A 22,682-nucleotide genomic window follows, 5' to 3' on the forward strand; every position below is an offset into this window, starting at 1 on the left:
TTGCGAGTGACGTATGACACAAATTTTAAAACATTCGTTTGAGGCTGTGAGTCTGTTGACTACCAACAACGGTATGCTTGACGTCACTATTGTTCCAGCAGTTAACCAGCCGGACTGGATCATTCCAAGCAGCCTAATTTTGAGTGTGGATGAGTCTCAGCAGCAGGTTTCTAGATACGACTGGCAACAGCAAGATTTGGCTGTATTTCATTTGCTACTGCAAGATCAAACTCCAGACAAAATGGTTGTTTTGGAAGGTAATACGACTGATCACCGTTTTGCCTTACAGACGGCAGGTGATTTGCGTCAGCTGCAAGCACGAATTTCTGAAGTGAAAGATGTAGAAACACCGGAACAATTTAGTGGTGCTAATATCGAAGGTAGGGAAGAGTATTTTGATAAAAATGACGTCTCATCCTACCTATACCAAACAGTGATGATTGATGACGAAATCTACTTAGTGCCAGATTTGGATAAAATAGCCCACCACCTGATTGATTCGGATGGCTAGATTCTCACCTGTATTTAAGGTATTCTCCATTCTATAAATAGTAAGCCAGTAATGTTAATGACTTCATCTGTTGAAGACTTATTAACTGGCTTATAAAATTGATTAGAGATAATTCCTGATAAAGGTAGTAGAGTCCCTCATGAATAATGCCAACTCGAATGTATCAAAGTGGTCGGTTAGTAGCCGTATTTTTCATTGGATTAGTGCAGCCTTACTGTTAACCACATGGGTAATGATACTGCTATATGAGAATTTAGATAGCAATATGTTTATTGGATATCATAAAGCGTTCGGCGTGAGCCTGTTATTTTGGATGATTGCCCGAGTTATCAACCGCGTTTTTACTAAGGCGCCACCACCGTTAGCCATGCCAAAATGGCAAATGCTCATATCTCAGCTGTCACATTTTGCTCTCTATGCCATACTGATTGCTATGCCAATGGTTGGCTTACTGATGGCAGTATATGGCGGTCGACCGGTTGATATTTTCGGTATCTTTCAGATCCCTGTATTCGTAACCCCAGATAGAAGCTTGGCTCGTTTTTACAATAACTTGCATACTGAGATTATCTGGCCAATGATTATTGGTTTTACGGTCTTGCATATAGCAGCCGCGTTATACCATCAGTTTGTCAAAAAAGACAATCTTATTGCCCGTATGAAATAATCGATAAACATTAAAAAGCCCCAAGTATCAAACTTGGGGCTTTTTTTATTCATTGTAAAAATACGTATTGCTAGAACGTTATTTCTTATGCTCAGGCAAATTGATATTCATCTCTAACACATCTAAGCTGTCTTCAGAACGATGGTTGATATTGACATCATCAATCTGCACACCGTTAACGTATTTGTTCACGACTTCTAAGATTTCACGTTTCATTTTCTCGATACGATCAACCGTTAAGCGATTGTTCAATCTGTTTTCGCTAGCAACGATAACTTTTAAACGCTCAGTTGCTAAATTTGCGCTACCTGCGTTACTGTTGTCGTCAGTACCAAATAGGCTACTCCAAAATCCTTTTTTCTTAGTCATCATTATCCTCCAAACCAGCGCTGTAATAGACTCTTTTTCTTCACGTCAATATGACGTAGTGGACGCTCTTCACCCAAGAAACGGGCGACAATGTCTTCATAACATTGACCAGCAACAGAGTCGGTATAATGAATAACTGGTTCGCCATGGTTGGACGCTTCAAGCACTGAATGGCTTTCAGGAACAACCCCAAGTAGTGGAACTTTTAGGATATCATTTGAGATAGTATCAATATCCATCATCTCATTGGCAGCCGCACGTTCAGGATTATAACGAGTGATAATCAAATGCTCACGGACGGTCCCTTGGTTCTCTTCTACTTTTTTCGTCTGACTTTGCAGAATACCGATGATTCTATCTGAGTCACGTACTGAAGAGATCTCAGGGTTAGTGACAATAATAGCTTCATCCGCATGATACATCGCTAGCTGTGCACCGCGCTCGATACCGGCAGGTGAGTCACAGATGATATAGTCAAACTGCTTTGAGAGTTCAGCCATTACTTCTGATACCCCTTCGTCTGTCAATGCGTCTTTATCACGCGTTTGACTGGCGGGCAGGATATACAGGTTTTCAAGCTGTTTGTCTTTGACAAGTGCTTGCGACAAGCGCGCGTTTCCAGTGATGACATCAACGAAGTCATAAACAATTCTGTTTTCGCAACCCATGATTAAGTCTAGATTACGTAGACCTACATCAAAGTCGATAACAACCGTTTTATAGCCACGTAACGCCAAACCAGCGGCAAAAGAAGCACTTGTCGTGGTTTTACCCACACCGCCTTTACCTGAAGTGATTACAACTATCTTCGCCACAATGGCACACTCCTATGAATCAATGGGATATCTTTTATATAAATAGCAAAATTACATGTTATTCACCTAACATATATACACTATCTTCGAAGCTAGCCTAGCATAAATAAACAAAAATTTATAGCAGCTCGATACTAAAGCAGAAAAACAACCTATGTATCGCTCAATTAGCCTCTCTGCGTGGTATTGGTAGGGTCATAGTCATGCTCTTTGGCTTGTCGAATAGAGCAGCTTAACTACCTTAGTTTTCTATAAAGTCACTTCACGGTGTATTATTTTTAATGGCGTCTTAAGCTTCATCCATCACGGTAAATACTAAGCCTTCACCTTCTACGAATTTTACTTGCACCGACTTGTCGATGACATGCTCAGGTAAGTTGTCTCGTAAGCAATAAGTCCCTGCTACTGATACCAGTGACGGATTAAAGACTTGGCAGAATATACGGGCATCTTTATCCCCTGTTGCGCCTGCCACCAAACGCCCTTGTGCACGGCCATATACATGTAAGCTATTGTCAGTAATCGCTTCAGCACCACTATTGATACTACTGGTCAAAATCAAGTCGCCACCAACGTGATTGAGGCTTTGTCCTGAACGCAGCATTTGATCATAGATTAAGCTAGTAATATGCTGGGTACTTACCAATGTTTCGGTGGGCATATTAGATAGTGTCGTTTCAGTAGCAGGTTCGCTCGTGGTAGAAGTATCATCGACGTTATTAGCATTAACTACTTCGGCGTTGTTGTTCTCTACTGCCTTTTGAGTAGGGATGGGGGCTTTTTTACTTGGTAATATACGTTCAATACGCTTACCATCTGCTGGAAATATCGCTAAGCGTTGCTCACGTGCTTGCGCATCCAGCATACCTGTCACCACACCAATAGGCTGTAATCCCCATGCCCATAACAGCTCTACCAATGCTAATAAATCCTGCTCAACGTCACTATCAATAAGGATAGGGATATTGCTCGATTTATTACTGAGCGTTTCAGTTAGCTGAGCTTCTATAGCTGCTAGATCGCTTGTACTAAACTGTACGCGTGAAAACGTCAGCATCTTGCCATAGAAAGCTAGCGCTGGTGCAGTCTGGTTATCGTTAGCTGAAACTGTCATATACAAACCCTTAAAAATAATTCTGTCACGGTATTATGTCTCTTATTACATCATGCTATTAGATAGCTAAACTATAGATTTAGCATATCTTGGTGTTTCCATTGCTGCACTTTTACTTGCGCTTCAAACGCAGTCAAACTGTCATCAATGATACTAGAAATTAAGGTATCTAGCGCTGTATTATTGGTATCTATTTGCGCAATACCGCTAGCAATTTCCATCATTAATATATCCAAGCGCTTAGGGTCTAAAAGTCGCTTGTTTAACGCATTTACGACATTCTCACCGATATTGTGCCCGACGTGATGCAGCTGTGACTCAATCAGGCTGCCAGCGATAGGTATCATGCGTAGATAGCGTCGCAATTCAGGTGTGTTGGCCAATCCTTCTTCAATAGCATTGCCCATTTCGCTCGCCAATATACTGCCCCCACCTGATGAGGCAGTCAGTTCTTGCAGCTTCGGTGCAAGCTCTGTACGCAGCACAGACAATACGGCCGCTTCAATCTCATTTCGATTTTTTGCAATCGTCGACTCGATGAATGATTTATGCGTGTCTGAACTGGTTAGCTCTTGTCGAAAGTTCTGTATCGCTGTCAAAATAACGCGATCGGAGAGCTCTTCTAACAGTAGGTCAATGTAGAACTTGATTCGGTTGATCCACGTCTGCGGCAGTACTTGATAGCCAAGCTGATATAGACGTCGTCCAATAACGACCGCTCGCAGTAGTCGCAAAGCACGTAGCTGCGGAAAACAGCCTAATACTTCGTACCAATGAACGAATGGGAAAAAGAACCAGCGATAATAGACTTTTTGTTTAATGGCAATCACCCAGCGCAATAGCAACTCAATGACCAAAAAGATAGTAAAAAAACCTCCAGCAGTGCGTAGAGGATCATGTAGAGTGCTCTGATACCAATTGAGCCCTTCACTAATGGTTAGCCATTCTGCAGCATTACTACTAAAATTGCTCATCAAAATAGCGTCGATACTGATCAATAGCAGATCAATACTGATGGCAATAATCATAACGATATCGTAAGTGAGCTTAAAGCGACTCGGCTTTGGATGGTCCGGTTTTGGCGGCTCATTACTGATTGGATAAGGAGGCTGACTCAAAACAGATTCGGTAGCTAACGGCGAGCTAGTAGTAGAGGTGGGCACAGTCATACCTTATAAGTAATAAATGGCACAAAGAATGGGTCAGAAATCGATATTTACTACCATTTACTATTAAAGTAGACATCGAAAATCTATGAGTTCATGATTAGTCACATTATCAATGAATAAGGTTAAAAAACAACCCATCTTTGATTAAAATTTACTTACGATGCATGGCTGTTTTAACAGTAAACATCATAAGTAAGATATGACTATTGTGACACCTGTACCCGTAACTTTGTTCCTCAATAACTTTTTATCTCGTACTCGATACTTATTGCATCAACGTTTGTTACATCGATACTTATTGCATCAACGTTTGTTACATCGATATTTACTACTTAGTACGCTTGCATAGACTGTGCTTGGTATTTGATAAGGTCTAACGGTCAGCCAGTTTATTATTGCTGAGCGTCTTTGTTAGGCATCTTGCGTTTTAGGACTAGTTTCAAAATCTGCCAACATAGTACTAATGCGTTCATCTTTTTGACGCCATACTTGTTCAACCCAGTCGAACATTTGAGCTTTTGTATCCTCGTCATTTTCGTAGCCACCTTGCTTGATACTTTCGAACAAGGCATCTGGTATGTCAATGTAGCGCAAGTCAACGCCCAAACGTTTGATATTGCCTTTCCAAAGATCGCCGTAGCTTGGCACACCATCAGGATATACGATGGTCATGTCTAGTATGCCATCGATATCTTCACCTAGTGCGCTAATAGCCAATGATAATCCACCTGCACGAGGTTTCAATAAGTGCGTATAAGGCGATTTTTGCTGAGCTTGTTTTGCTTTGGTAAAACGAGTACCTTCTAAATAGTTTAATAAGGTAAACGGTTTGTCTTTTAGTAGGGCGCAGGCACGTTTGGCTTCCTCAATGTCTTTGCCTTTTAGCGCAGGGTTTTTGGCGATGGCTTCTTTTGAGTGTCGGCGCATCATTGGAAAATCTAAAAAGTAAAAAGCTTGACCAACGATAGGGATGTAGATCAGCTCAAACTTGGTAAAAAATCGTGTGAGTGGCAAGCGTTTTTCGCCAATATACTGCACGATACTGGTATCGACCCATGATTGGTGGTTGCTCACTAGCAGGTATTTACCATCAGTATGAATATCGTCCGGTAGGTTGATACGCCAATCTTTGCGAGGCAACATATTGTCGATTAAGGCACTGTTGCTACTGATCCAGTGAGTAGCAATTTTGATGACGGCTTTGTCCGCAATAGAGGCGCCAGTAATGACTTTACCGACGCCCATTAGCCATAAAGGAATACTACCACCGAAGCTATTGGCGGCGATGACACCAGTGGCTGTTGCAAGCGACACAGCTTTGCCCAGTTTAGGCGAACGTTTATGCATTTTTCGAATGGTAGATGTCAATCGCATGCTCAATCCTTTTCAGTCTATCTGATTAATAATAAGCCGTATGTCGCTGAATCTGTCCTAGTTAAGTCAGGAATATTATGAACGTAAAGCTTTAAATCATGACTATTTAAAGCCGACAAATTCAGCGATATAATTTTAGCAGAAACATGTTGTAGTGTACGGTTGTAAACGTGACTAGTGGTAGCAAGGCGCGAAGATTTGACCTATAAAATCATTGAAATATAACCTGCACTTCTCATACATAGGTATGACAAAATATTACACAGAGATAGGTTGTAGTTGCCATAATAATGGGGAATGTAGATAAGTACTTAAAAAAGATTAATGGACAATCTTTATAAAAAGCACGATTTTTTAAACTTAAGAGGAAATATTATGCGTAATACTTTAATGATTGCAGCAGTAGCATCAGGTTTAGCACTTAGTGGTTGTACAACAGATCCAAACACTGGACAACAGCGTCTAAATAAAGCTGCTCTAGGTGGTCTAGTTGGTGCAGCAGGTGGTGCAACTATTTCAAAAGCAACAGGCGGCGACAAAACTGGTCGTGATGCAGCTATCGGCGCAGCACTAGGTGCAGGCGTTGGTTACTACATGGAGCGTCAAGCTCGTCAGCTTGAGCAGCAAATGGCTGGTACAGGCGTAACTGTTGAGCAAAACCCAACCACTGGTAACATTGATTTGGTTATGCCAGGTAGCATCACGTTCTCATTTGATGATGCAACCCTTAGCTCATCATTCAAGCCAACGCTTGATAAGCTTGCTTCAACGATGAACCAGTACAACCAAAACACAATTACTATCGCTGGTCACACTGATAGCAAAGGTTCAGCATCTTATAACATGGGTCTGTCACGTGATCGTGCTTACTCAGTTGCTAACTACTTAACAGCTCGCGGTGTTGCTTCAAACCGTGTAAATGTTGTTGCTTACGGCGAGTCACGTCCAATCGCAGACAACAATACTGAATATGGCCGTGGTCAAAACCGCCGTGTTGAGCTAACAGTTAACGCACCACAGAGCGTAAACTAATCAATAGCTATAACTAATAAATAGCTATATAGCTATTAAGTATGTGCTAGATATTTGAGCACATATATTTCAAAAAGAGTCAGCGATATGCTGGCTCTTTTTTTGTGTTCTCAGTTTGAACAAAGCATTGAGCATTGATAGATATAGTTAATATTAAATTAAATATTGATAATGATTATCAATAACACTATAATTTGTCAGTGTTTGTTATCAATGCAATATTAAACGTCTTATCGTGCGCACTGAGAGTCAATGTGCATGGCTAAGATAGCCTGCTGTAACATGGCTTGATTATCAAAATAATTGAGGCTACTTAACCAAAACGAATTTTTTGCTATATTTCTTGAGGATATGTATGACGATTACCACAGTAACGAGCCGTAAGCTTTTACCAACTACTTTAGCTGTTGCACTTGCAGGATTGTTAATGGTGTCGGGCTGTACAAAGCAAGCCGATGAAGACATCAATGCTGCGACAGAGACACAAACAGAAGTAGCAAGCACAGAGACAGCTGATAATTCAGAGATGACTGCTGCCGAAAAAGCACATATTGATAGATTAATTATCAGTTATGCAAATATGGCACACGCCGCTTATAAAGATTCGTTGGACACGGCTAAAGCGCTACAAACTGCGGTAGAAACATACGTGGCCACTCCAACACAAGAAAACCTTGATGCTGCAAAAGCTGCCTATAAAGCAGCGCGCCAGCCATATTCACAAACTGAGATTTTTCGTTTTGATGAAGGCTTTGTGACTGCCAATGACAAACGTGCTATCAACAGCATCGATAGCTGGGAAGGGCAGATCAATGCTTGGCCACTTGATGAAGCGCTGATTGATTATGTCGGTGACGACTATGAAGGCGAATATAACAGCCAAGAGAACATCATCAATAGCGACAGCATTACTGTCGGTAGTATCAAGCAAGATACCAGTACGATTACGCCTGAGCTACTTGCAGAAATGAATGAAATCGGTGGTAGTGAAGCCAACGTAACGACTGGCTATCATGCGATTGAATTTATGCTGTGGGGTCAAGACAACAATGGCGTAAAAGAAGGCGCAGGTAATCGCCCAGTCACTGACTATGCGACTCAAGCCGGACAGTGTACTAGTGGTGAGACCGTCAATGAAGATGCCAGTATCTGTGAGCGCCGTGGTGAATTCTTAACTGCTGCAACTCAACTATTGGTTGATGATTTGACCGCGATGGAAGCCCAGTGGCAGCCTGATACTGAAAATACCTTACGTAGTGATTTGATAGCGCGCAAATATGACAATGGTCTACGCCAAATTATGTATCAAATGGGCAGCTTAGCATTAGGTGAGCTTGCTTCTGAGCGTATGCAGGTCGCTTTTGTTACTGGTTCTACTGAAGATGAGCACGAATGCTTTAGTGATTTGACCCATTTAAGCTATGCCAATAATGCGCGCGGTATCCAAAACGTCTTTAATGGTAGCTATACAACAGTCGCTGGTAAGACAGTAGGCGGCTACGGTATCAAAGATTATCTGACGGATAACGGCCACACAGAAGCTGCTGATAAATTGGCTGCTGAGTTCAACAAAGTAGAAGGTGCGTTTAACGTTATCGTTGAAAAAGGCGAAAAAGACGGCATCAAGATTGACCAGATGATTGCAACTGTCGGTCAAGCCAGCCAAGAAGGTATCTCTGCTGAAGAACAAAACGTCCGTCGTGGATGGGTTGAAGCGGGTATCACTAGCTTACAAGAGCTGACGGCCAGTATCGAAAACGCTGCAAAAGCAGTTGGTATCGATAATCTAGATGCAGATGCAGGGTCACAGTTTTAAGAAAAATTTAAGCTAGCGGCCCTTATTTAAAAGCCTTTCATTGGCTTTGCGACGTTTTATTAGTCGTTATAGGTCAGTAACCGCTGTTTATTAGATACTTAGATTAGATATAATACGTGCGTTGTCAGCCACCGTTGGCAACGCATTTTTACGAGCATTAAATAAGACAATTGGCCGGTGTACCACCTCATTATATGTCGACAGGCAATGATTGTGACGACATATAATGAGATGGTATGACAAAATTTTAATGGTTCTACTCTAGCGCTAAGGCAATTAATTTCTATGAACGCCAATTATGTTAACCCCTCTGATTCTCCTCTTGCTACTCAAATCCTACGACATATACCCTCTAAGATTGCGCTAATTATCGCGAGTGCAATGGCTATCAGTGCGTGTCAACCATCTGATAGCGTTTCTGACAACACTTCTAGTGATGCTTCAGAGCAGGCCTCAAGTAATGAAAGCAGCAGTGAAAAAAGCCAATCGCTGTCGTCCGAACACGTCAAAAATATAGAAACACTGGCAGGCGTGCCGATGCAGCAACTGGTGAGCTTTGACCCTCAAGAGATCAAGCAGGGCGGTGACTCTGGTATTAGCATTAGCAGTGCTGAGAGCTACTCGAAGCCTTCATCGAATCTAGCAGCTTCTCGAAAAGGATCGTTCTTTATTGGTAATGCATTTTTCAAGCAGCCATGGGTCGTTGCACCTGCTAGTACTGATAGTCGCGATGGGTTGGGCGCATTATTCAATGTGGCAGCTTGTCAGTCTTGTCATGTCAAAGATGGGCGAGGCCATGCGCCGATGACTGCCGATGACGATGCTGATAGTTTATTGATTCGTCTGTCTATGCCAGCGACGACTGATGAGCAGCGCCAACAGCTACAGGATTCGCTGATTGAAAAGGTGGCCCATCCTATGTATGGTGGCCAGCTACAAGATCGCGGTATTCAGGGCGTGCCTGCTGAAGCGAGAATCGCAGTGCAGTGGACGGACAAACCAGTGACCTTTGCTGACGGATATGTCGAGACGCTACGTGCGCCAATGTTTAATTTGACCAAACCTGGTTACGGTGCTTTTGACGATGACATGATGGTATCACCGCGTGTGGCGCTACCGATGATTGGGCTTGGGCTACTAGAGCAAATACCTGACGATGACATTAAAAAGCAAGCCAGCGACAGTAGTAATGGTGATATCAGTGGTAAATTTAACTGGGTCATGGATCCACAAACCGGCAAGCGTGCGCTTGGACGATTTGGGTGGAAAGCAGGTCAAACCAAACTTATTACTCAGAACCAAAGTGCCTTTAACGAAGACATGGGTCTGACGTCGAACATCCGTCCTAACGAGTCATGTATGCCAACGCAGACCGCTTGCCTAAATGCAGCGACAGGTGCTGATGAGCAGGGTAATGGTAAATCACCTGTGGAAGTAAACGATGAGGTCGCTAAGTTTGTAGAATTTTATACTCGCAATCTAGCAGTACCGCATCGCCGTAATGCAGATGATAAGCTTGTGCTGGCTGGCAAAAAGCGTTTTTATGACATGGGTTGTCAAAGCTGTCATACGCCAAGATATCAGTTGCCAAAAACCGACGATGATCACCTTGAGCAGCATGGACAAGTGATTTATCCTTACACAGATTTGCTATTGCACGATATGGGCGATGATCTCGCTGATCGTACGATTGCTGGCAAACTACCACCAAAAGATGCCCAAGTTGAATTTTTAGCCAACTCTTATGAATGGCGTACGCCAGCACTTTGGGGCGTAGGGCTTGCGCAGACAGTTGATCCTCAAGCGACGTTTTTGCATGATGGCCGTGCCCGTACGTTGATGGAAGCTGTTTTATGGCATGGCGGAGAAGCCGAAAAGCAAAAGCAACAAGTGTTGAAGTTAGACAAACAAGGTCGCACAGAGCTTAATGCGTTCCTAAAGTCGCTGTAATAAAGTTGCTATTATAAAATTAGTATAAAAACGCTATAAATTACTATCTATAACATTACCGAGAAACCTATGAAAATAAACCACGCTTTGGCAATGGCGCTATCTGCATTAAGTGCTGGACTGCTGATCAGTTGTGTCAAACCTGCCGATGACAACAAAACTGCAGATGTAGACAGCCAAAAAGTTGTGCAAGACAGTGCAGCTACTGACAGCTCAGTAGAGAACAGCAAAGCAAGTACTGAGCAAATCGTTGCAGTAGATATCAGCCCTGAGACTGCAAAAACGTATTTGACGCATGTGGCAGACGATATCGTGATTCCTGCGTATGCTGATGCGGCCAAGCAAAGCGATCTGTTGAACGAATTGGCGCAGAAGCATTGTACCCAAGCTCCAGTAAGTGGCGATGAGCTACAAGCATTACGTGCACAGTGGCTAGTGTTGGCACAAGCATGGTCGAGTGCTGAGATGGTCAACTTCGGTCCTGCGACTGCTAGCATGAGCAATCTATACATTAACTATTATCCTGACGAGCGCGGACTCGTACATAGTGGCGTGGCTGACTTAATCGCAGCCAATCCAAAACTAACGCCAGAGCAGCTTGCTGGCGAGAGTGCTATCGTACAAGGTGTACCAGGGTTGGAAGAGGCATTGTTTGCCAATGACAGTCTAGACGCTGGTCAGTGTGCTTACGTGATTAGCGCTAGTAGTGCGTTGAGCACGCGTCTAAAAGCCATCGAGAAAAACTGGCAGCAAAACGCGACTGATTTATTGGCGATAGACAAAACAGCAGAAAGCGATAGAGGCTTAAATCAATGGATTAACTCTCTACTGTCATTGATTGAGACTATGAAGTCTAATGCCATTGATCAGCCACTCGGTCTGACAGGTAAAGCAAAGGGTCATTTACCTGCTGCTACTGCTGGTCAAAGCCGCGCTATTATCAATGCTAAGTTAGATACGATTAACAAAGCCATGACTGACCCAGTATTGACGGCTATTCTTGGTAGCAATGATGAAAACAAAGTTTCGGATAATCTATCAACTGCATTGGCTGATACAACCGCATTATTAGCACAAATGCCAAAAGATTTATCAGAGGCTAGTAAGGACGACCAACAAGCGTTATACGATCATTTGACTGATGTCACTCGTCTGATTAAGCGCCAGTTAATCCCAGCACTTGGTATCCGTGTGGGCTTTAACAGCACTGATGGCGATTAGACAATGTCTACTATCGAAGCGAGTACAGCAGTGTCAGCAGCTCAGAATCATGACCAGATGAACAGGTCTAATCGGTCTGGGAAAACTTCGTCAACTCATGAGCTTTTGACGACTTCAGTGCTGACAGCAGTTGGCACGGCGGCGCTGGTCGGTATTCATCATCGTTATCGTAAGCAGCAGCATCCAGATGCCAGTCTACAAGATTATGTAGATGGTATTTGTACGCAGTTGCAGGTATTACGAGCGGCACATGATTTAACGCCGAAGCTTTTGCGCTTACGTTATGCTTGTGAGCAAGCAGCGGCAACCTGGAAGCAGGCTTATCATGCTGTAGGTGATGATAAAAGTAACACGCCTGACTTTGCTACTGTGCATACGACAACGATGCTGGCGCGCCCAGTCAGCTGGGTCAGTGGCGTCGCATCACTACCAAAAAATCATGCCACATCAAGCCAGAATGAGCACGACTTTGGTGTGGTAGGTATTGATGCTGACAGACAAATCGTTTGGCAGACGACTATGCCTGAGCGTGTCCACGACATCGTTGTTCAGCCTCTGCCTGTCAATATATATGAAGCTCAAACTCAGCATAGCAATGTGGATCAAAGACGTGATGTCGTCGTCATGGGTCGCCGTCCAAGCGAAAAATTCTGGGTACTTAATACGTCAAATGGGCAAGTACAGCATGCGATTACAGCTGATGTAAACCGTCACTTTTATGGTCATGCTTGTTATAGCTTAGATGGTAGCTTGCTCTACGTAACTGAGAATGACACAGTGAGTCTGGCAGGCAAAATCGGTATCTATGATGCCCGTGATGCTTATCAAAGAGTAGCAGAATTTGATTCATATGGTATCGGACCGCATGAACTGATTATGCATCCTGATAGCGAAACGCTCGTCATTGCAAATGGAGGCATCAAAACCGAGCAGGCCTCACGCGAAGAGCTAAACCTAGATACCATGCGACCCTCACTGGTTTATCTGAATCGTCACGATGGCACACTGCTTGAGCAAGTGACTCCCGAGCACAATCAGATGAGTGTGCGCCACTTAACCATGCACGATGACGGCACAGTGATGATCGGTATTCAGTTCCAAGGTGAAAAACATATCAATGTTCCATTGGTATTGACTCATAAACGTGGTGATGCCAGCTTTACATCACTCACTATGCCAAATAATCAATGGCAACGTTTTCACCAATATATCGCTAGCGTGGCGGTGGATAGTGAGCGTAACCTACTGTGTGTGACCACACCGATTGGTGGCCGTGCGGCAATTTATGATTTACATACTCGCGAGCTGATTGATGATGTAAGCCTGCCAGATTGTGCAGGGGCTTCAGTGTTAGCCAATTCTAGTGCTTCAATGAGTAAAATTGATAAACATGCCGAGCCGACAGGTTTTATCGTTAGTGATGGTCAAGGTCAGTTAACAGCGCTAAGAGTAAATGCTTTACCAGAAGTAAAGTTGGACGTAAACGACATCGAACCTCATGAGCGGATTATCAAAGACAGTCAACTGCATATGATGTCGTTTGACAACCACTTACAAGCACTGTGATACGTGATATTCAACAAGAGCGACAGCTGAACAGGTATGGCGATTAATAACGACTATTACTAGAACGGTAGTAATAGTCAGCCAAGGAGTAGAGCATTAGCTTAGACACCAATTTAGATACTGTCAGACAGCAGCTTGCACAGGCAGGCATCGAGCTACATATCAGTAAAAAGCATGTTAAAAATATCAATTTTCGCTTAAAGCCCCATACGTTGATGGTCTCTGCACCGATGCATGTCAGCGCATTACAAATGTTGCATGCTGTGGCTAAGCGGGTGCCTTGGGCTATTGCAAATCACCCGCAGGTATTAGAACAGTATAGACGTAGACAGAATACGTCGTCAGACTTTCCAACTGCTAATAACTCAGTTCTATTATGGGGTGTAGAGCAATCATTTACGCTCAGCCCCGATCAAAAAACGACATATTATCGGCAACAACTCTCTAAAGTCGCACCTGCAATATTTGAAAAGTGGCAGCCAATCGTTGGCGCTTACGCCAATGAAATACGGTTAAAAAAAATGCACACACGTTGGGGTAGCTGCAACACACGCGCAAAACGAATTTGGCTATCGGTTTATCTTCCTGCCTATCCTATCGAATGCACCGAATACGTAATCGTTCATGAGCTGTGCCACTTGCATCATGCCAACCATAGCCGAGCGTTTTGGCAAACCGTTGCCACAGCGATGCCAGATTACCAGCAATGGCATAATATCCTAGCGGGCAAGACAGGACAGCTGGACTAAACCTACCATCTAACTATCTAACTTTCTAATCAGCTAAATAGTTCTAGTAAGCACCTCGATATCATCTGCGTCACCTTCATTATGCAGAGCACCTAGTCCTATTTTTATCATCATTTTTAAAATAAGGACACGTCTGAATAAGCCTGATATGATAAGAAATAACGGTACAAATTGTTTCATTTAATCAGCAGGTTTATATACAGGGATGTTATATGGAAAACGTCAACCAAGCGGAGTTTTGGCAGCAGCGTTATGAGAAGAACAGCATCGGTTGGGACATGGGGCAGGTGTCACCACCGCTAAAAGCTTATATCGACCAGCTACCTGAGAGCGCGAAAGATCAAGCGATACTAGTGCCAGGTGCGGGTAATGCTTATGAAGTAGGCTATTTATATGAGCAAGGTTTTACCAATATCACGCTGGTTGACTTTGCCCCTGCACCGATTGAGACGTTTGCAGAGCGTTACCCTAATTTTCCATCTGAGCATTTGCTCTGTGCGGATTTTTTTAGTTTACCAGCTGAGCAGTATCAATTCGATTGGATACTTGAGCAGACGTTTTTTTGTGCGATTAATCCATCGCGCCGTGATGAATATGTGCAGCAGATGGCGAGACTGCTAAAGCCACAAGGTAAGCTGGTTGGATTGTTGTTTGACACGGATTTTGGACGGGAAGAGCCACCATTTGGCGGCAGCAAGGAAGAATACCAGCAGCGCTTTCAAAGTCATTTTGATATCGATATTATGGAGCCTAGCTATAATTCACATCCAGCACGGCAGGGTAGTGAGCTGTTTATAAAGCTGCAAGCGAAGTGAGCTCGCGCTTGATATTATCTCGAGCTTGCGTTTCTAACTGATTATAGTAATGGTCAGTCAGATAGAGTTTGGGATGCGCTAGTAATCCTTGTAGCACTGCAGTGCGTCCATCACGGTAGTTGTCATCGGCGACATGCTTATATTCTTGACGTATCGCCTTTGCATACTGCTTGTAGGTAGGCCAAGGCGCACCCAAAATACTCAAATCCATATCTAACAAATATGCCGCATCATTGTATTTTTCACTGTCTATCAATACATCTATCTGATGATTAGCCGTCATCATAATGAGAGCGTAGATCTGCTGGCATTGCTCTGTGCTTAGATAAGGGCTCAAAGCATCTGTCGCAAATTCTGCACTTTTTAGCTCGTTGTCGGAGCGTGTTGGGTTATATATCGCATCATGATAGTACAGTGCCAATGCAATGATATGCGGCTCAGCAAGATGGTGCTTAATATTCTCAAACTGTACCAAGAGCTGCTCAATATGATTGAGCGTATGATAGGCACGTTGTGGTTCACCATAGCGCGTCACGATATCTTGCCAAAGCCTATCTATTTGCTTTGGCGAGATATCGCTGGTCATAGCTGACAAATACTGTGCAAAGCACTTGCCAAGCTCATCATGCTTATTTGAGGCAGTTTTCATATGTCGTTTTTCACTATGACCGTGGTAAAAATGGTTTGATTATTCTTTGTTAGCTACCGCATCTTTAAATGCTTTATTAAACACCTCGCCAAGCAAGCTAACATCATCGACACGCGCATAGTTCAGACGGGTGACAAAGGCAATATGGCGATGCGGCCCGTCTTCAGCCAATGGTATGGCGACGGCATTTTGGTTTTGCAGGTGTAGCTGATCGAGCGCCATTTCAGGCACTAGCGTTGTGCCCATATTGGCAAGTGCCATCTGAATCAAAGTATTTAAACTAGCATCTGAGAAGCTTGACTTCATTTGTGCACGGTCGAAATGACAGACAGACAGCGTCTGGTCGGTTAGGCAGTGTCCTTCGCCAAGTAACATGAGATTGGCAGTTGCCAGTTCGTCAGCATTGATAGTATCAAGCTTGGCATGTATGTCATCTTTTGGAAATACAGCAAAGAAGTCCTCACTCCAAAACTCAAAACTGTGTAGCCCATCTACCGCGTACGGTAGTGCAATGATAGCCGTATCGATATGACCGTAGCGTACTTGCTCAAGCAGACGCTCTGTCTGTTGTTCGACGATGGTCATACGGAACTCTGGATATTGAGCACGTAGCGCAGGCAGTACTTTTGGCAGCAAATAAGGCGCAATTGTCGGAATAATACCGACAGTCATAGGATAGGCAAGCGGCGTCTGATGGCTATGGGCACGTGTGGTCAAATCACTCACTTCAGAAAACACTCGCTGCGCCCGCGTAAGAATGTCTTGACCGATAGGGGTAATCAATACCTGTTTATTGTTGCGCTCAAAAATCTGAGTATCTAGCTGTTTTTCTAATTCTGCGATACCCAAACTTAGTGCAGACTGCGAGATATTGCAATCTTCAGCAGCACGTTTAAAATGACGATGTTTGGCGACGGCTAGGGCAAACTCAAGTTGTCGTAAAGTAATCATAAAACCTCTCTGTTAGTGGGTTTTTAATGCAATTTATTATGTTTGGTCAACCTTTATAAGGTAGCAAATTACCAATTAAGCACCAATGATAAAATGTAGAGATAATAGTTTAACAAGTTTAATAAAACAAAACATCACATTAAAAACTTTTAACTGGATTAACCGTAGAATTCGCGTATAGTTTGTCAGGTAGCCCAGAGAGCTAGAGGGCTAATTGAAAAAACCATATAAATAATTTCCAATTTACTCAACTATAGAGGAGCCAACCATGGCGTCTATCATCAATCAAGAAATCCCAGAATTTTCAGCAGATGCATACGTAAATGGTGAATTCAAAACCATCACTTCAGAAGACGTAAAAGGCAACTGGGCGATTTTCCTATTTTACCCAGCTGATTTCACGTTTGTTTGCCCAACTGAGCTAGAAGACATGGCCGCTCATTATGACGAGCTAAAAGGCCTCGGTGTTGAAGTATACTCAGTATCTACTGACACGCATTTCACACATAAAGCGTGGCATGATTCTTCAGAAGCTATCGGTAAAGTACAATACCCAATGATCGGCGATCCTACTGGTAAAATTACTCGTGGCTTTAATGTCATGATTGAAGAAGCAGGCTTGGCTGAGCGCGGTACGTTCCTAGTAGATCCTGATGGCTTGATCCAAGTCGCTGAAATCCATGCTGGCGGTATCGGCCGTAGTGCAAAAGACATGCTACGTAAAGTAAAAGCAGCACAGTATGTTCGTGAAAATGACGGCGAAGTTTGCCCAGCAGCTTGGGAACAAGGCGGCGACACATTGAAGCCAAGTCTTGACCTAGTTGGTAAAATCTAAGTAGACATTCCATACTTAGATAAAAGTAGTGCTGTATCTTAAATATCTGATTTAAGGCAGTACTACAAATAAAGACCCCATCAACATAAGTTGATGGGGTCTTTTTACGTCTTAAGCATAGATATTGTTAGTATTATTTTCTCAGCATATCTCTAAGTATAGACGCAATATTAAGCGCGAGACTGTGCTTTATTTTTATCAATAGTTTTATAAATCTCGTCTTTGAGTTGTAGCTTTCGTCGTTTCATCTGTTCGATTTCTTCGTCGCGACTGGCATGCTTGACCACATCGTTTTCAAGCTTATTAATTTGCCTATCTAGAGTCGTATGCTCATCGAAGATACTCGCAAAATGCGTGTCCTTTTGCTTAAGCTCATCGATAATATCACTGTGATCTTGCCATGTGTCTGTCATTGTCATGTTGTCATCCTTGTTATTTAGTGCAAGCTTAGAATAAGCGTAAGCACGTTATGGTTAAGACGCTTATGATGGTAAGACTTTGTTTGGAAGGGGTGAAAGTTTAATGGTAATAAAGATAGTTACTTCACGATATTGATAATGCATATTGCTATCAATACCATTCGATTGTAGCGAAAAAATAGACCATGTACCATCACTATCATTTGCTTATGTATTTATATTTAATTATTTAAGTTAACAAACGATTGGTTTTATAAAACATAAAGTTTGAGTTTCTCAGCTTGCTGAAATTCGCTAAACGCTTGATAATAGACACATCAAAGGGCAAGAGCCCACTATATATAACCTTTTATACAAAATTATTAACACCAACTATTTTATATTTAGACGCGTGGCATGACAGCTGCCGTTACATATTCAGTCATAATGAGGAACAAACATGATAGATCAGAATTTATTAGATGCCGTTAAGAACTATAGCGAAAATATGACACGCCCAATTACCTTTATATTGGGTACTGGTACGCATGCAAAACGTGCAGAATTGGTAGATTTTTTGACCAAGATTGCTGGAACAACAGACAAAATCAACTTCGATGCAGAAGCGACTGACGATAGTTTGCCTAGTGCGATTAGTTTTAAAGTAGTCAGCCATATCGATGGCGCATCAGATGATACTGGTATCGTATTCAGCGGTATTCCAGGTGGTCATGAGTTTACGTCATTGATTTTGGCGATTTTGCAAGCGGGTGGTCATACGCTAAAGTTGGATGAAGGTATCCAAAAGCTAGTTAAGCGCTTTAATAAGCCGCTACAGTTCCAGACCTACGTGTCATTGTCATGCCATAGCTGCCCAGAAGTCGTTCAAGCATTGAACCAGTTTGCGCTACTAAACGATGGTATCAGTAATGAGATGATCGACGGTGCATTGTTCCAAGAGCAAGTAGAAGCGAACAAAATCCAAGGCGTACCAGCTGTATTTTTAAACGGTAAGCCATTTGCTAATGGTCTGATCGACACTGCTAAATTGATTGGAAAATTGCAAGAGCAGTTCCCTGATTTACTGTCAGAAGTAGAAGACGATGCTGAGCAATTAGAGCAGCAAGACGTTACTATCATCGGTGCTGGCCCTGCAGGTGTGGCTGCTGCCATCTACACAGCGCGTAAAGGCTTAAAAGTTACAATGGTCGCTGATCGTATCGGTGGACAGGTAAAAGACACGCAAGATATCGAAAACTTGATCTCAGTACCGCTCACTAATGGTACGGATTTATCGACCAACTTTGTTAAGCACTTGGCTGAATACAACATCACGCTAAAAGAGCATGTGAGCGTTAAAGAAATTGGTGAGACTGAAGAAGAGAACTACAGTATCCACCTAAATACTGGTGAGACTTTTAATACTCGTAGTATCATCTTGGCGACAGGTGCTCAGTGGAGAAAGCTTGGTGTACCGGGCGAAGAAGAAAATATCGGTAAAGGCGTGGCTTTCTGTGCGCATTGTGATGGCCCATTCTTTAAAGGTAAAGATATCTCAGTGATCGGCGGTGGTAACTCAGGCGTTGAGGCAGCACTAGATTTGGCAGGTATCGTCAATCACGTTACTGTACTCGAGTTCGCTGATGAATTGAAAGCTGACCAAGTACTGATCAATAAAGCCAGAGAGAAAACCAACATCGAGTTCATTACTGGTGCAGCAACGCAAGAAATCAAAGCGACTGATGGTAAAGTATCGTCTATCGTTTACCAAGATCGCAGCACAGGTGAGACTCATGAGCGTGACTTATCAGGGGTGTTTGTACAGATTGGTTTAGTGCCAAACACTGGATTCATCAAAGGCTTCGTTGATCTAAACCGCTTTGGTGAGATCGAAATCGATGAGCGCTGCCGTACAGATCGTAAAGGTATCTTCGCTTGTGGTGATGTAACCACCGTACCATTCAAACAGATCAACATTGCGATGGGTGAAGGTAGTAAAGCAGCATTGTCAGCGTTTGAATACTTAGTTATGCAGTAAGCTGTTCAGTTTAGTTTCAGTATAAAAGGCCACCTCGGTTGAGGTGGTCTTTTTATGTTAGCGTATAAATACTTCTCTATAAAAAAATCCTGATATTTAGAAAATGGACTCTTAAGTAAACAAATAACGCGTTTTCACTCAGAAAATATCAGTATTTACGTTACAAATTCGACATTTGCATTACAAACTCGTGTTGTTGATGCAATAATGTATGCAATAAAACCTATCATAGCGTCATGAACTATAAGGAAAATAGGCATGGAATATATTGAAGCTTTTTTTGCCCTAGTCGGGGATCTAACGTGGGGCTGGGCGCTCGTGCCTATGCTAATTATTTTTGGTTTATTATTTACCATCGTAGGCAGGTTCGCTCAGTTTAAATATTTTAAACGTATGTTCCGCGTATTCAAAACGGATGAGGTAGGTGACGACGGAATTTCTGCCCGTCAAGCGTTGCTCGTTTCTATCGGTGGACGTGTAGGCGGTGGTAATATTGCTGGTGTTGCTGTTGCCATCTCTTTAGGGGGTCCGGGAGCGGTATTCTGGATGTGGGTTGTGGCTTTAATTGGCATGATGACCAGCATTGTCGAGTGTAGCTTAGCCCAGCTTTATAAGCGTAGAGATACTGATGGTAACTTTCGCGGTGGCCCTGCAACCTATATTTTACATGGTTTAGGTAAAGACTATCGCTGGCTTGCCGTTATTTATGCTATTGCTTTACTACTGTCTTTCTCTATCGGGTTTATCGCGTTCCAAGGTAATACGGTGGCAGGTTCTGCGCTTGAAAGCTTTGGGATTGATCGCTGGATATCGGGTGTGGTGTTGGTCATTGCTGGTGGGTTTATTGTCTTTGGCGGTATTCAGCGCATTGCAAAAGTAGCTGACGTTGTCATTCCTGTTATGGCATTAATCTATATTGGTATGGCACTTGTTGTTATATTGTTCAATGTCACAGAGCTGCCTACGTTGATGGTAATGATTGTCAAAAATGCATTTGGTATTGAGTCTGTCGTGGGCGGTGGTATTGGTGTGGCGATTGAGCAAGGTATGAAGCGTGGTTTATTCTCTAATGAAGCAGGTCTAGGTTCTGCGCCTAATATTGCTGCCACCGCTTATGCCACTCATCCTGTGAGTCAAGGTATCTCGCAGTCATTATCTGTATTTATTGATACGATAATCGTATGTAGTGCCACCGCATTTATGATTTTACTGAGCGGCGTATATCAACCAGGTGCTGAAGTCGATGGTATTGTACTGGCACAGCAAGCGTTAACGACTCAGCTTGGGAACTGGGCGCAGTATATTCTGACTATATCGCTATTGTTATTTACACTAAGTTCTATCATGTATAACTACTACATGGGCGAAAACGCCATTAATTTCTTGATCAAAAAGAATATTAAAAAAGCGACCTTGGTTTTACGAATTGTCGTGATGGCGATATTATTCTTGGGCGCAGTGGCTCCTGCCGCTACTACAGTATTCTTCTTCGCTGATCCGTTGATGGGCGTGCTAGCGCTAGCAAACTTACTGGCCTTGATAATGTTATTTCCACGAGCTAAGCGTCTATTGGACGACTTTGCAAGTCAGTTGAAATCAGGGGTTAAAGAGCCGCTATTTGATGCAAAAGAGTATGAGAAGTTAGATCTTGATCTGAGCGCATGGGGCAAAAAAGCAGTAAAAGAGGCATTAGAGCAAAAGCAGTAAAACGTTATGCTCGAAGTCTTATCAAACAAAAAACCACTCTGGCTAAGCTGAAGTGGTTTTTTTATGTAAGATACTATTTATTCGCCAATACGCCAACGACAGACAGTATCTTGCCTGCTTCATCTTCTTCAATAACTCGAGTTTCTGTTAGTGCTGATTGTTGCCACGCCTGTATGTGTGGATGATTTAGCATGGTTTGGCAATATTGCTTAGTCAGTGGCTGCAAAGTAATATCAGATGCATCAGCATAAGTCTGTAATCGCAGCACCACTGGAGCAAAAAACACATCAGCTGCTGTGAAATCTCCGAATAAGAAACTGTCTGCTGAGGGAGTTTTTAAACAATCGGCAAAGATGTCTTCGATACGAGTGATATCTGCTAAGCAAGCACTACTTGGTTGTATCTTAGCCGTTGCTCGTATATTCATCGGCATCTCGTTACGAATGCCTGTCAATCCCGAATGCATCTCAGCCACGATGCTTTGGCAATAGGCACTATTTATTCTACTTTGACTATTATGTCGTTTTTCAGCGTTAGATTTATCAATACCTGTCCAAATATCAATATCCGTAAAGTACTCATTAGCATGCATAGCAATCGCTAAGGTGTCCCAAACGGTTACTTTATTATCTTTTTCACCATAGACTAAAATAGGTACTTTACCCGTTGGTGAATGCGCTTCGAGCATTGAGCGTGCTGATGGATGAAACAACTCGACAAGTTGCTCATCAAAATCAACATTGAAGGCTTTGAGCAATAGCCATGCTCGTAGCGACCAAGATGAGTAGTTTCTATTCCCAATAATTAATAGCGGTTTTTGCATCATAGAGTCCTATTAAGCGATAACAGTAGCATTTTATTATGTACTCAATGTTGAGTATTGACCAGTCTATAACCCGAGCTATATTTCTATCATTTAAATCCTATTTCAAAAAA

General features: G+C 42.8%; 21 protein-coding genes. 12 read left to right on the forward strand and 9 right to left on the reverse strand.

What is annotated here, in order from left to right:
- Window positions 1–13 precede the first annotated feature (13 nt).
- Window positions 14–511 (forward strand): hypothetical protein, encoded by a 498-nt coding sequence (locus JMX96_RS08795; protein ID WP_201568706.1) that lies wholly within the window; start codon window positions 14–16, stop codon window positions 509–511.
- Between the two features lie 139 nt (window positions 512–650).
- A complete protein-coding gene (locus JMX96_RS08800; RefSeq protein ID WP_201568707.1) occupies window positions 651–1,178 on the forward strand; it encodes a cytochrome b in 528 nt (175 codons plus the stop codon).
- Window positions 1,179–1,256: 78 nt separating this feature from the next.
- Here the strand turns inward: JMX96_RS08800 and minE are convergent, their stop codons facing one another.
- The 5 genes from minE to JMX96_RS08825 form a co-directional block, all read right to left on the reverse strand.
- On the reverse strand, window positions 1,257–1,547 hold the full coding sequence (minE, locus tag JMX96_RS08805) for a cell division topological specificity factor MinE (protein WP_057762631.1): 291 nt from the start codon (window positions 1,545–1,547) through the stop codon (window positions 1,257–1,259).
- A 2-nt stretch (window positions 1,548–1,549) separates the two neighbouring features.
- On the reverse strand, window positions 1,550–2,362 hold the full coding sequence (gene minD, locus JMX96_RS08810; RefSeq protein ID WP_057761560.1) for a septum site-determining protein MinD: 813 nt from the start codon (window positions 2,360–2,362) through the stop codon (window positions 1,550–1,552).
- 289 nt (window positions 2,363–2,651) lie between these two features.
- Window positions 2,652–3,476, reverse strand: a complete 825-nt coding sequence (gene minC, locus JMX96_RS08815) for a septum site-determining protein MinC (protein WP_201568708.1) — start codon at window positions 3,474–3,476, stop codon at window positions 2,652–2,654.
- A gap of 71 nt (window positions 3,477–3,547) precedes the next feature.
- Window positions 3,548–4,645: a hypothetical protein gene (locus tag JMX96_RS08820; RefSeq protein WP_227676996.1), complete on the reverse strand. Its 1,098-nt coding sequence runs from the start codon at window positions 4,643–4,645 to the stop codon at window positions 3,548–3,550.
- Between the two features lie 411 nt (window positions 4,646–5,056).
- Window positions 5,057–6,019 (reverse strand): acyltransferase, encoded by a 963-nt coding sequence (locus JMX96_RS08825; protein WP_201568710.1) that lies wholly within the window; start codon window positions 6,017–6,019, stop codon window positions 5,057–5,059.
- Between the two features lie 375 nt (window positions 6,020–6,394).
- Between JMX96_RS08825 and JMX96_RS08830 the strand changes: the two genes are divergently transcribed.
- From JMX96_RS08830 to JMX96_RS08860, 7 genes are all read left to right on the forward strand, one after another.
- Window positions 6,395–7,051 (forward strand): OmpA family protein, encoded by a 657-nt coding sequence (locus JMX96_RS08830; protein ID WP_057761553.1) that lies wholly within the window; start codon window positions 6,395–6,397, stop codon window positions 7,049–7,051.
- Window positions 7,052–7,406: 355 nt separating this feature from the next.
- Complete coding sequence (locus JMX96_RS08835; RefSeq protein ID WP_201568711.1) at window positions 7,407–8,867, forward strand: imelysin family protein; 1,461 nt, start codon at window positions 7,407–7,409, stop codon at window positions 8,865–8,867.
- 285 nt (window positions 8,868–9,152) lie between these two features.
- Window positions 9,153–10,817, forward strand: coding sequence for a di-heme oxidoredictase family protein (locus JMX96_RS08840; RefSeq protein ID WP_413786740.1), 1,665 nt, complete (start codon window positions 9,153–9,155; stop codon window positions 10,815–10,817).
- 69 nt (window positions 10,818–10,886) lie between these two features.
- Window positions 10,887–12,038, forward strand: a complete 1,152-nt coding sequence (locus JMX96_RS08845; protein WP_201568712.1) for an imelysin family protein — start codon at window positions 10,887–10,889, stop codon at window positions 12,036–12,038.
- Window positions 12,039–12,041: 3 nt separating this feature from the next.
- Window positions 12,042–13,604, forward strand: coding sequence for a DUF1513 domain-containing protein (locus JMX96_RS08850; RefSeq protein ID WP_201568713.1), 1,563 nt, complete (start codon window positions 12,042–12,044; stop codon window positions 13,602–13,604).
- Between the two features lie 215 nt (window positions 13,605–13,819).
- Window positions 13,820–14,353, forward strand: coding sequence for a M48 family metallopeptidase (locus JMX96_RS08855; RefSeq protein ID WP_201568903.1), 534 nt, complete (start codon window positions 13,820–13,822; stop codon window positions 14,351–14,353).
- Window positions 14,354–14,565: 212 nt separating this feature from the next.
- Window positions 14,566–15,168: a methyltransferase domain-containing protein gene (locus tag JMX96_RS08860; protein ID WP_201568714.1), complete on the forward strand. Its 603-nt coding sequence runs from the start codon at window positions 14,566–14,568 to the stop codon at window positions 15,166–15,168.
- Here JMX96_RS08860 and JMX96_RS08865 read toward each other — a convergent pair.
- Window positions 15,146–15,817: a hypothetical protein gene (locus JMX96_RS08865; protein WP_201568715.1), complete on the reverse strand. Its 672-nt coding sequence runs from the start codon at window positions 15,815–15,817 to the stop codon at window positions 15,146–15,148. The two genes, JMX96_RS08860 and JMX96_RS08865, sit on opposite strands and share 23 nt — an antisense overlap.
- A gap of 39 nt (window positions 15,818–15,856) precedes the next feature.
- Entirely contained in the window at window positions 15,857–16,768 is a 912-nt protein-coding gene (locus JMX96_RS08870) for a hydrogen peroxide-inducible genes activator (protein ID WP_201568716.1), read from the reverse strand.
- 268 nt (window positions 16,769–17,036) lie between these two features.
- On the opposite strand from JMX96_RS08870, the gene ahpC reads away from it, so the two are divergent.
- Window positions 17,037–17,603 carry an alkyl hydroperoxide reductase subunit C gene (ahpC, locus tag JMX96_RS08875; protein WP_057761534.1) on the forward strand — a complete coding sequence of 189 codons (567 nt, stop codon included), beginning with the start codon at window positions 17,037–17,039 and terminating at the stop codon, window positions 17,601–17,603.
- A 170-nt stretch (window positions 17,604–17,773) separates the two neighbouring features.
- On the opposite strand, the gene JMX96_RS08880 is transcribed toward ahpC, so the two are convergent.
- Window positions 17,774–18,022 (reverse strand): YdcH family protein, encoded by a 249-nt coding sequence (locus tag JMX96_RS08880; protein ID WP_057761532.1) that lies wholly within the window; start codon window positions 18,020–18,022, stop codon window positions 17,774–17,776.
- A 439-nt stretch (window positions 18,023–18,461) separates the two neighbouring features.
- On the opposite strand from JMX96_RS08880, the gene ahpF reads away from it, so the two are divergent.
- Window positions 18,462–20,039: an alkyl hydroperoxide reductase subunit F gene (gene ahpF, locus JMX96_RS08885; RefSeq protein ID WP_201568717.1), complete on the forward strand. Its 1,578-nt coding sequence runs from the start codon at window positions 18,462–18,464 to the stop codon at window positions 20,037–20,039.
- A 258-nt stretch (window positions 20,040–20,297) separates the two neighbouring features.
- The gene (locus JMX96_RS08890; RefSeq protein ID WP_201568718.1) at window positions 20,298–21,746 is read left to right on the forward strand and encodes an alanine/glycine:cation symporter family protein; all 1,449 of its coding nucleotides are present in this window, start codon (window positions 20,298–20,300) and stop codon (window positions 21,744–21,746) included.
- 73 nt (window positions 21,747–21,819) lie between these two features.
- Here JMX96_RS08890 and JMX96_RS08895 read toward each other — a convergent pair whose 3' ends face one another.
- Window positions 21,820–22,572 carry a glutathione S-transferase family protein gene (locus tag JMX96_RS08895; protein WP_227676997.1) on the reverse strand — a complete coding sequence of 251 codons (753 nt, stop codon included), beginning with the start codon at window positions 22,570–22,572 and terminating at the stop codon, window positions 21,820–21,822.
- Window positions 22,573–22,682: the final 110 nt, after the last annotated feature.

It is taken from the genome of Psychrobacter sp. JCM 18900, assembly GCF_904846625.1.
Taxonomy (GTDB): Bacteria; Pseudomonadota; Gammaproteobacteria; order Pseudomonadales; family Moraxellaceae; genus Psychrobacter.

Bases quoted from the DNA above. Each gene is read 5' to 3' on its own strand.
- JMX96_RS08795 (WP_201568706.1), top strand. From the start codon at position 14: ATGACACAAATTTTAAAACATTCGTTTGAGGCTGTGAGTCTGTTGACT.
- JMX96_RS08800 (WP_201568707.1), top strand. From the start codon at position 651: ATGAATAATGCCAACTCGAATGTATCAAAGTGGTCGGTTAGTAGCCGT.
- minE (WP_057762631.1), bottom strand. From the start codon at position 1,547: ATGACTAAGAAAAAAGGATTTTGGAGTAGCCTATTTGGTACTGACGAC.
- minC (WP_201568708.1), bottom strand. From the start codon at position 3,476: ATGACAGTTTCAGCTAACGATAACCAGACTGCACCAGCGCTAGCTTTC.
- JMX96_RS08820 (WP_227676996.1), bottom strand. From the start codon at position 4,645: ATGACTGTGCCCACCTCTACTACTAGCTCGCCGTTAGCTACCGAATCT.
- JMX96_RS08825 (WP_201568710.1), bottom strand. From the start codon at position 6,019: ATGCGATTGACATCTACCATTCGAAAAATGCATAAACGTTCGCCTAAA.
- JMX96_RS08830 (WP_057761553.1), top strand. From the start codon at position 6,395: ATGCGTAATACTTTAATGATTGCAGCAGTAGCATCAGGTTTAGCACTT.
- JMX96_RS08835 (WP_201568711.1), top strand. From the start codon at position 7,407: ATGACGATTACCACAGTAACGAGCCGTAAGCTTTTACCAACTACTTTA.
- JMX96_RS08840 (WP_413786740.1), top strand. From the start codon at position 9,153: ATGAACGCCAATTATGTTAACCCCTCTGATTCTCCTCTTGCTACTCAA.
- JMX96_RS08845 (WP_201568712.1), top strand. From the start codon at position 10,887: ATGAAAATAAACCACGCTTTGGCAATGGCGCTATCTGCATTAAGTGCT.
- JMX96_RS08850 (WP_201568713.1), top strand. From the start codon at position 12,042: ATGTCTACTATCGAAGCGAGTACAGCAGTGTCAGCAGCTCAGAATCAT.
- JMX96_RS08855 (WP_201568903.1), top strand. From the start codon at position 13,820: ATGGTCTCTGCACCGATGCATGTCAGCGCATTACAAATGTTGCATGCT.
- JMX96_RS08860 (WP_201568714.1), top strand. From the start codon at position 14,566: ATGGAAAACGTCAACCAAGCGGAGTTTTGGCAGCAGCGTTATGAGAAG.
- JMX96_RS08865 (WP_201568715.1), bottom strand. From the start codon at position 15,817: ATGAAAACTGCCTCAAATAAGCATGATGAGCTTGGCAAGTGCTTTGCA.
- JMX96_RS08870 (WP_201568716.1), bottom strand. From the start codon at position 16,768: ATGATTACTTTACGACAACTTGAGTTTGCCCTAGCCGTCGCCAAACAT.
- ahpC (WP_057761534.1), top strand. From the start codon at position 17,037: ATGGCGTCTATCATCAATCAAGAAATCCCAGAATTTTCAGCAGATGCA.
- JMX96_RS08880 (WP_057761532.1), bottom strand. From the start codon at position 18,022: ATGACAATGACAGACACATGGCAAGATCACAGTGATATTATCGATGAG.
- ahpF (WP_201568717.1), top strand. From the start codon at position 18,462: ATGATAGATCAGAATTTATTAGATGCCGTTAAGAACTATAGCGAAAAT.
- JMX96_RS08890 (WP_201568718.1), top strand. From the start codon at position 20,298: ATGGAATATATTGAAGCTTTTTTTGCCCTAGTCGGGGATCTAACGTGG.
- JMX96_RS08895 (WP_227676997.1), bottom strand. From the start codon at position 22,572: ATGATGCAAAAACCGCTATTAATTATTGGGAATAGAAACTACTCATCT.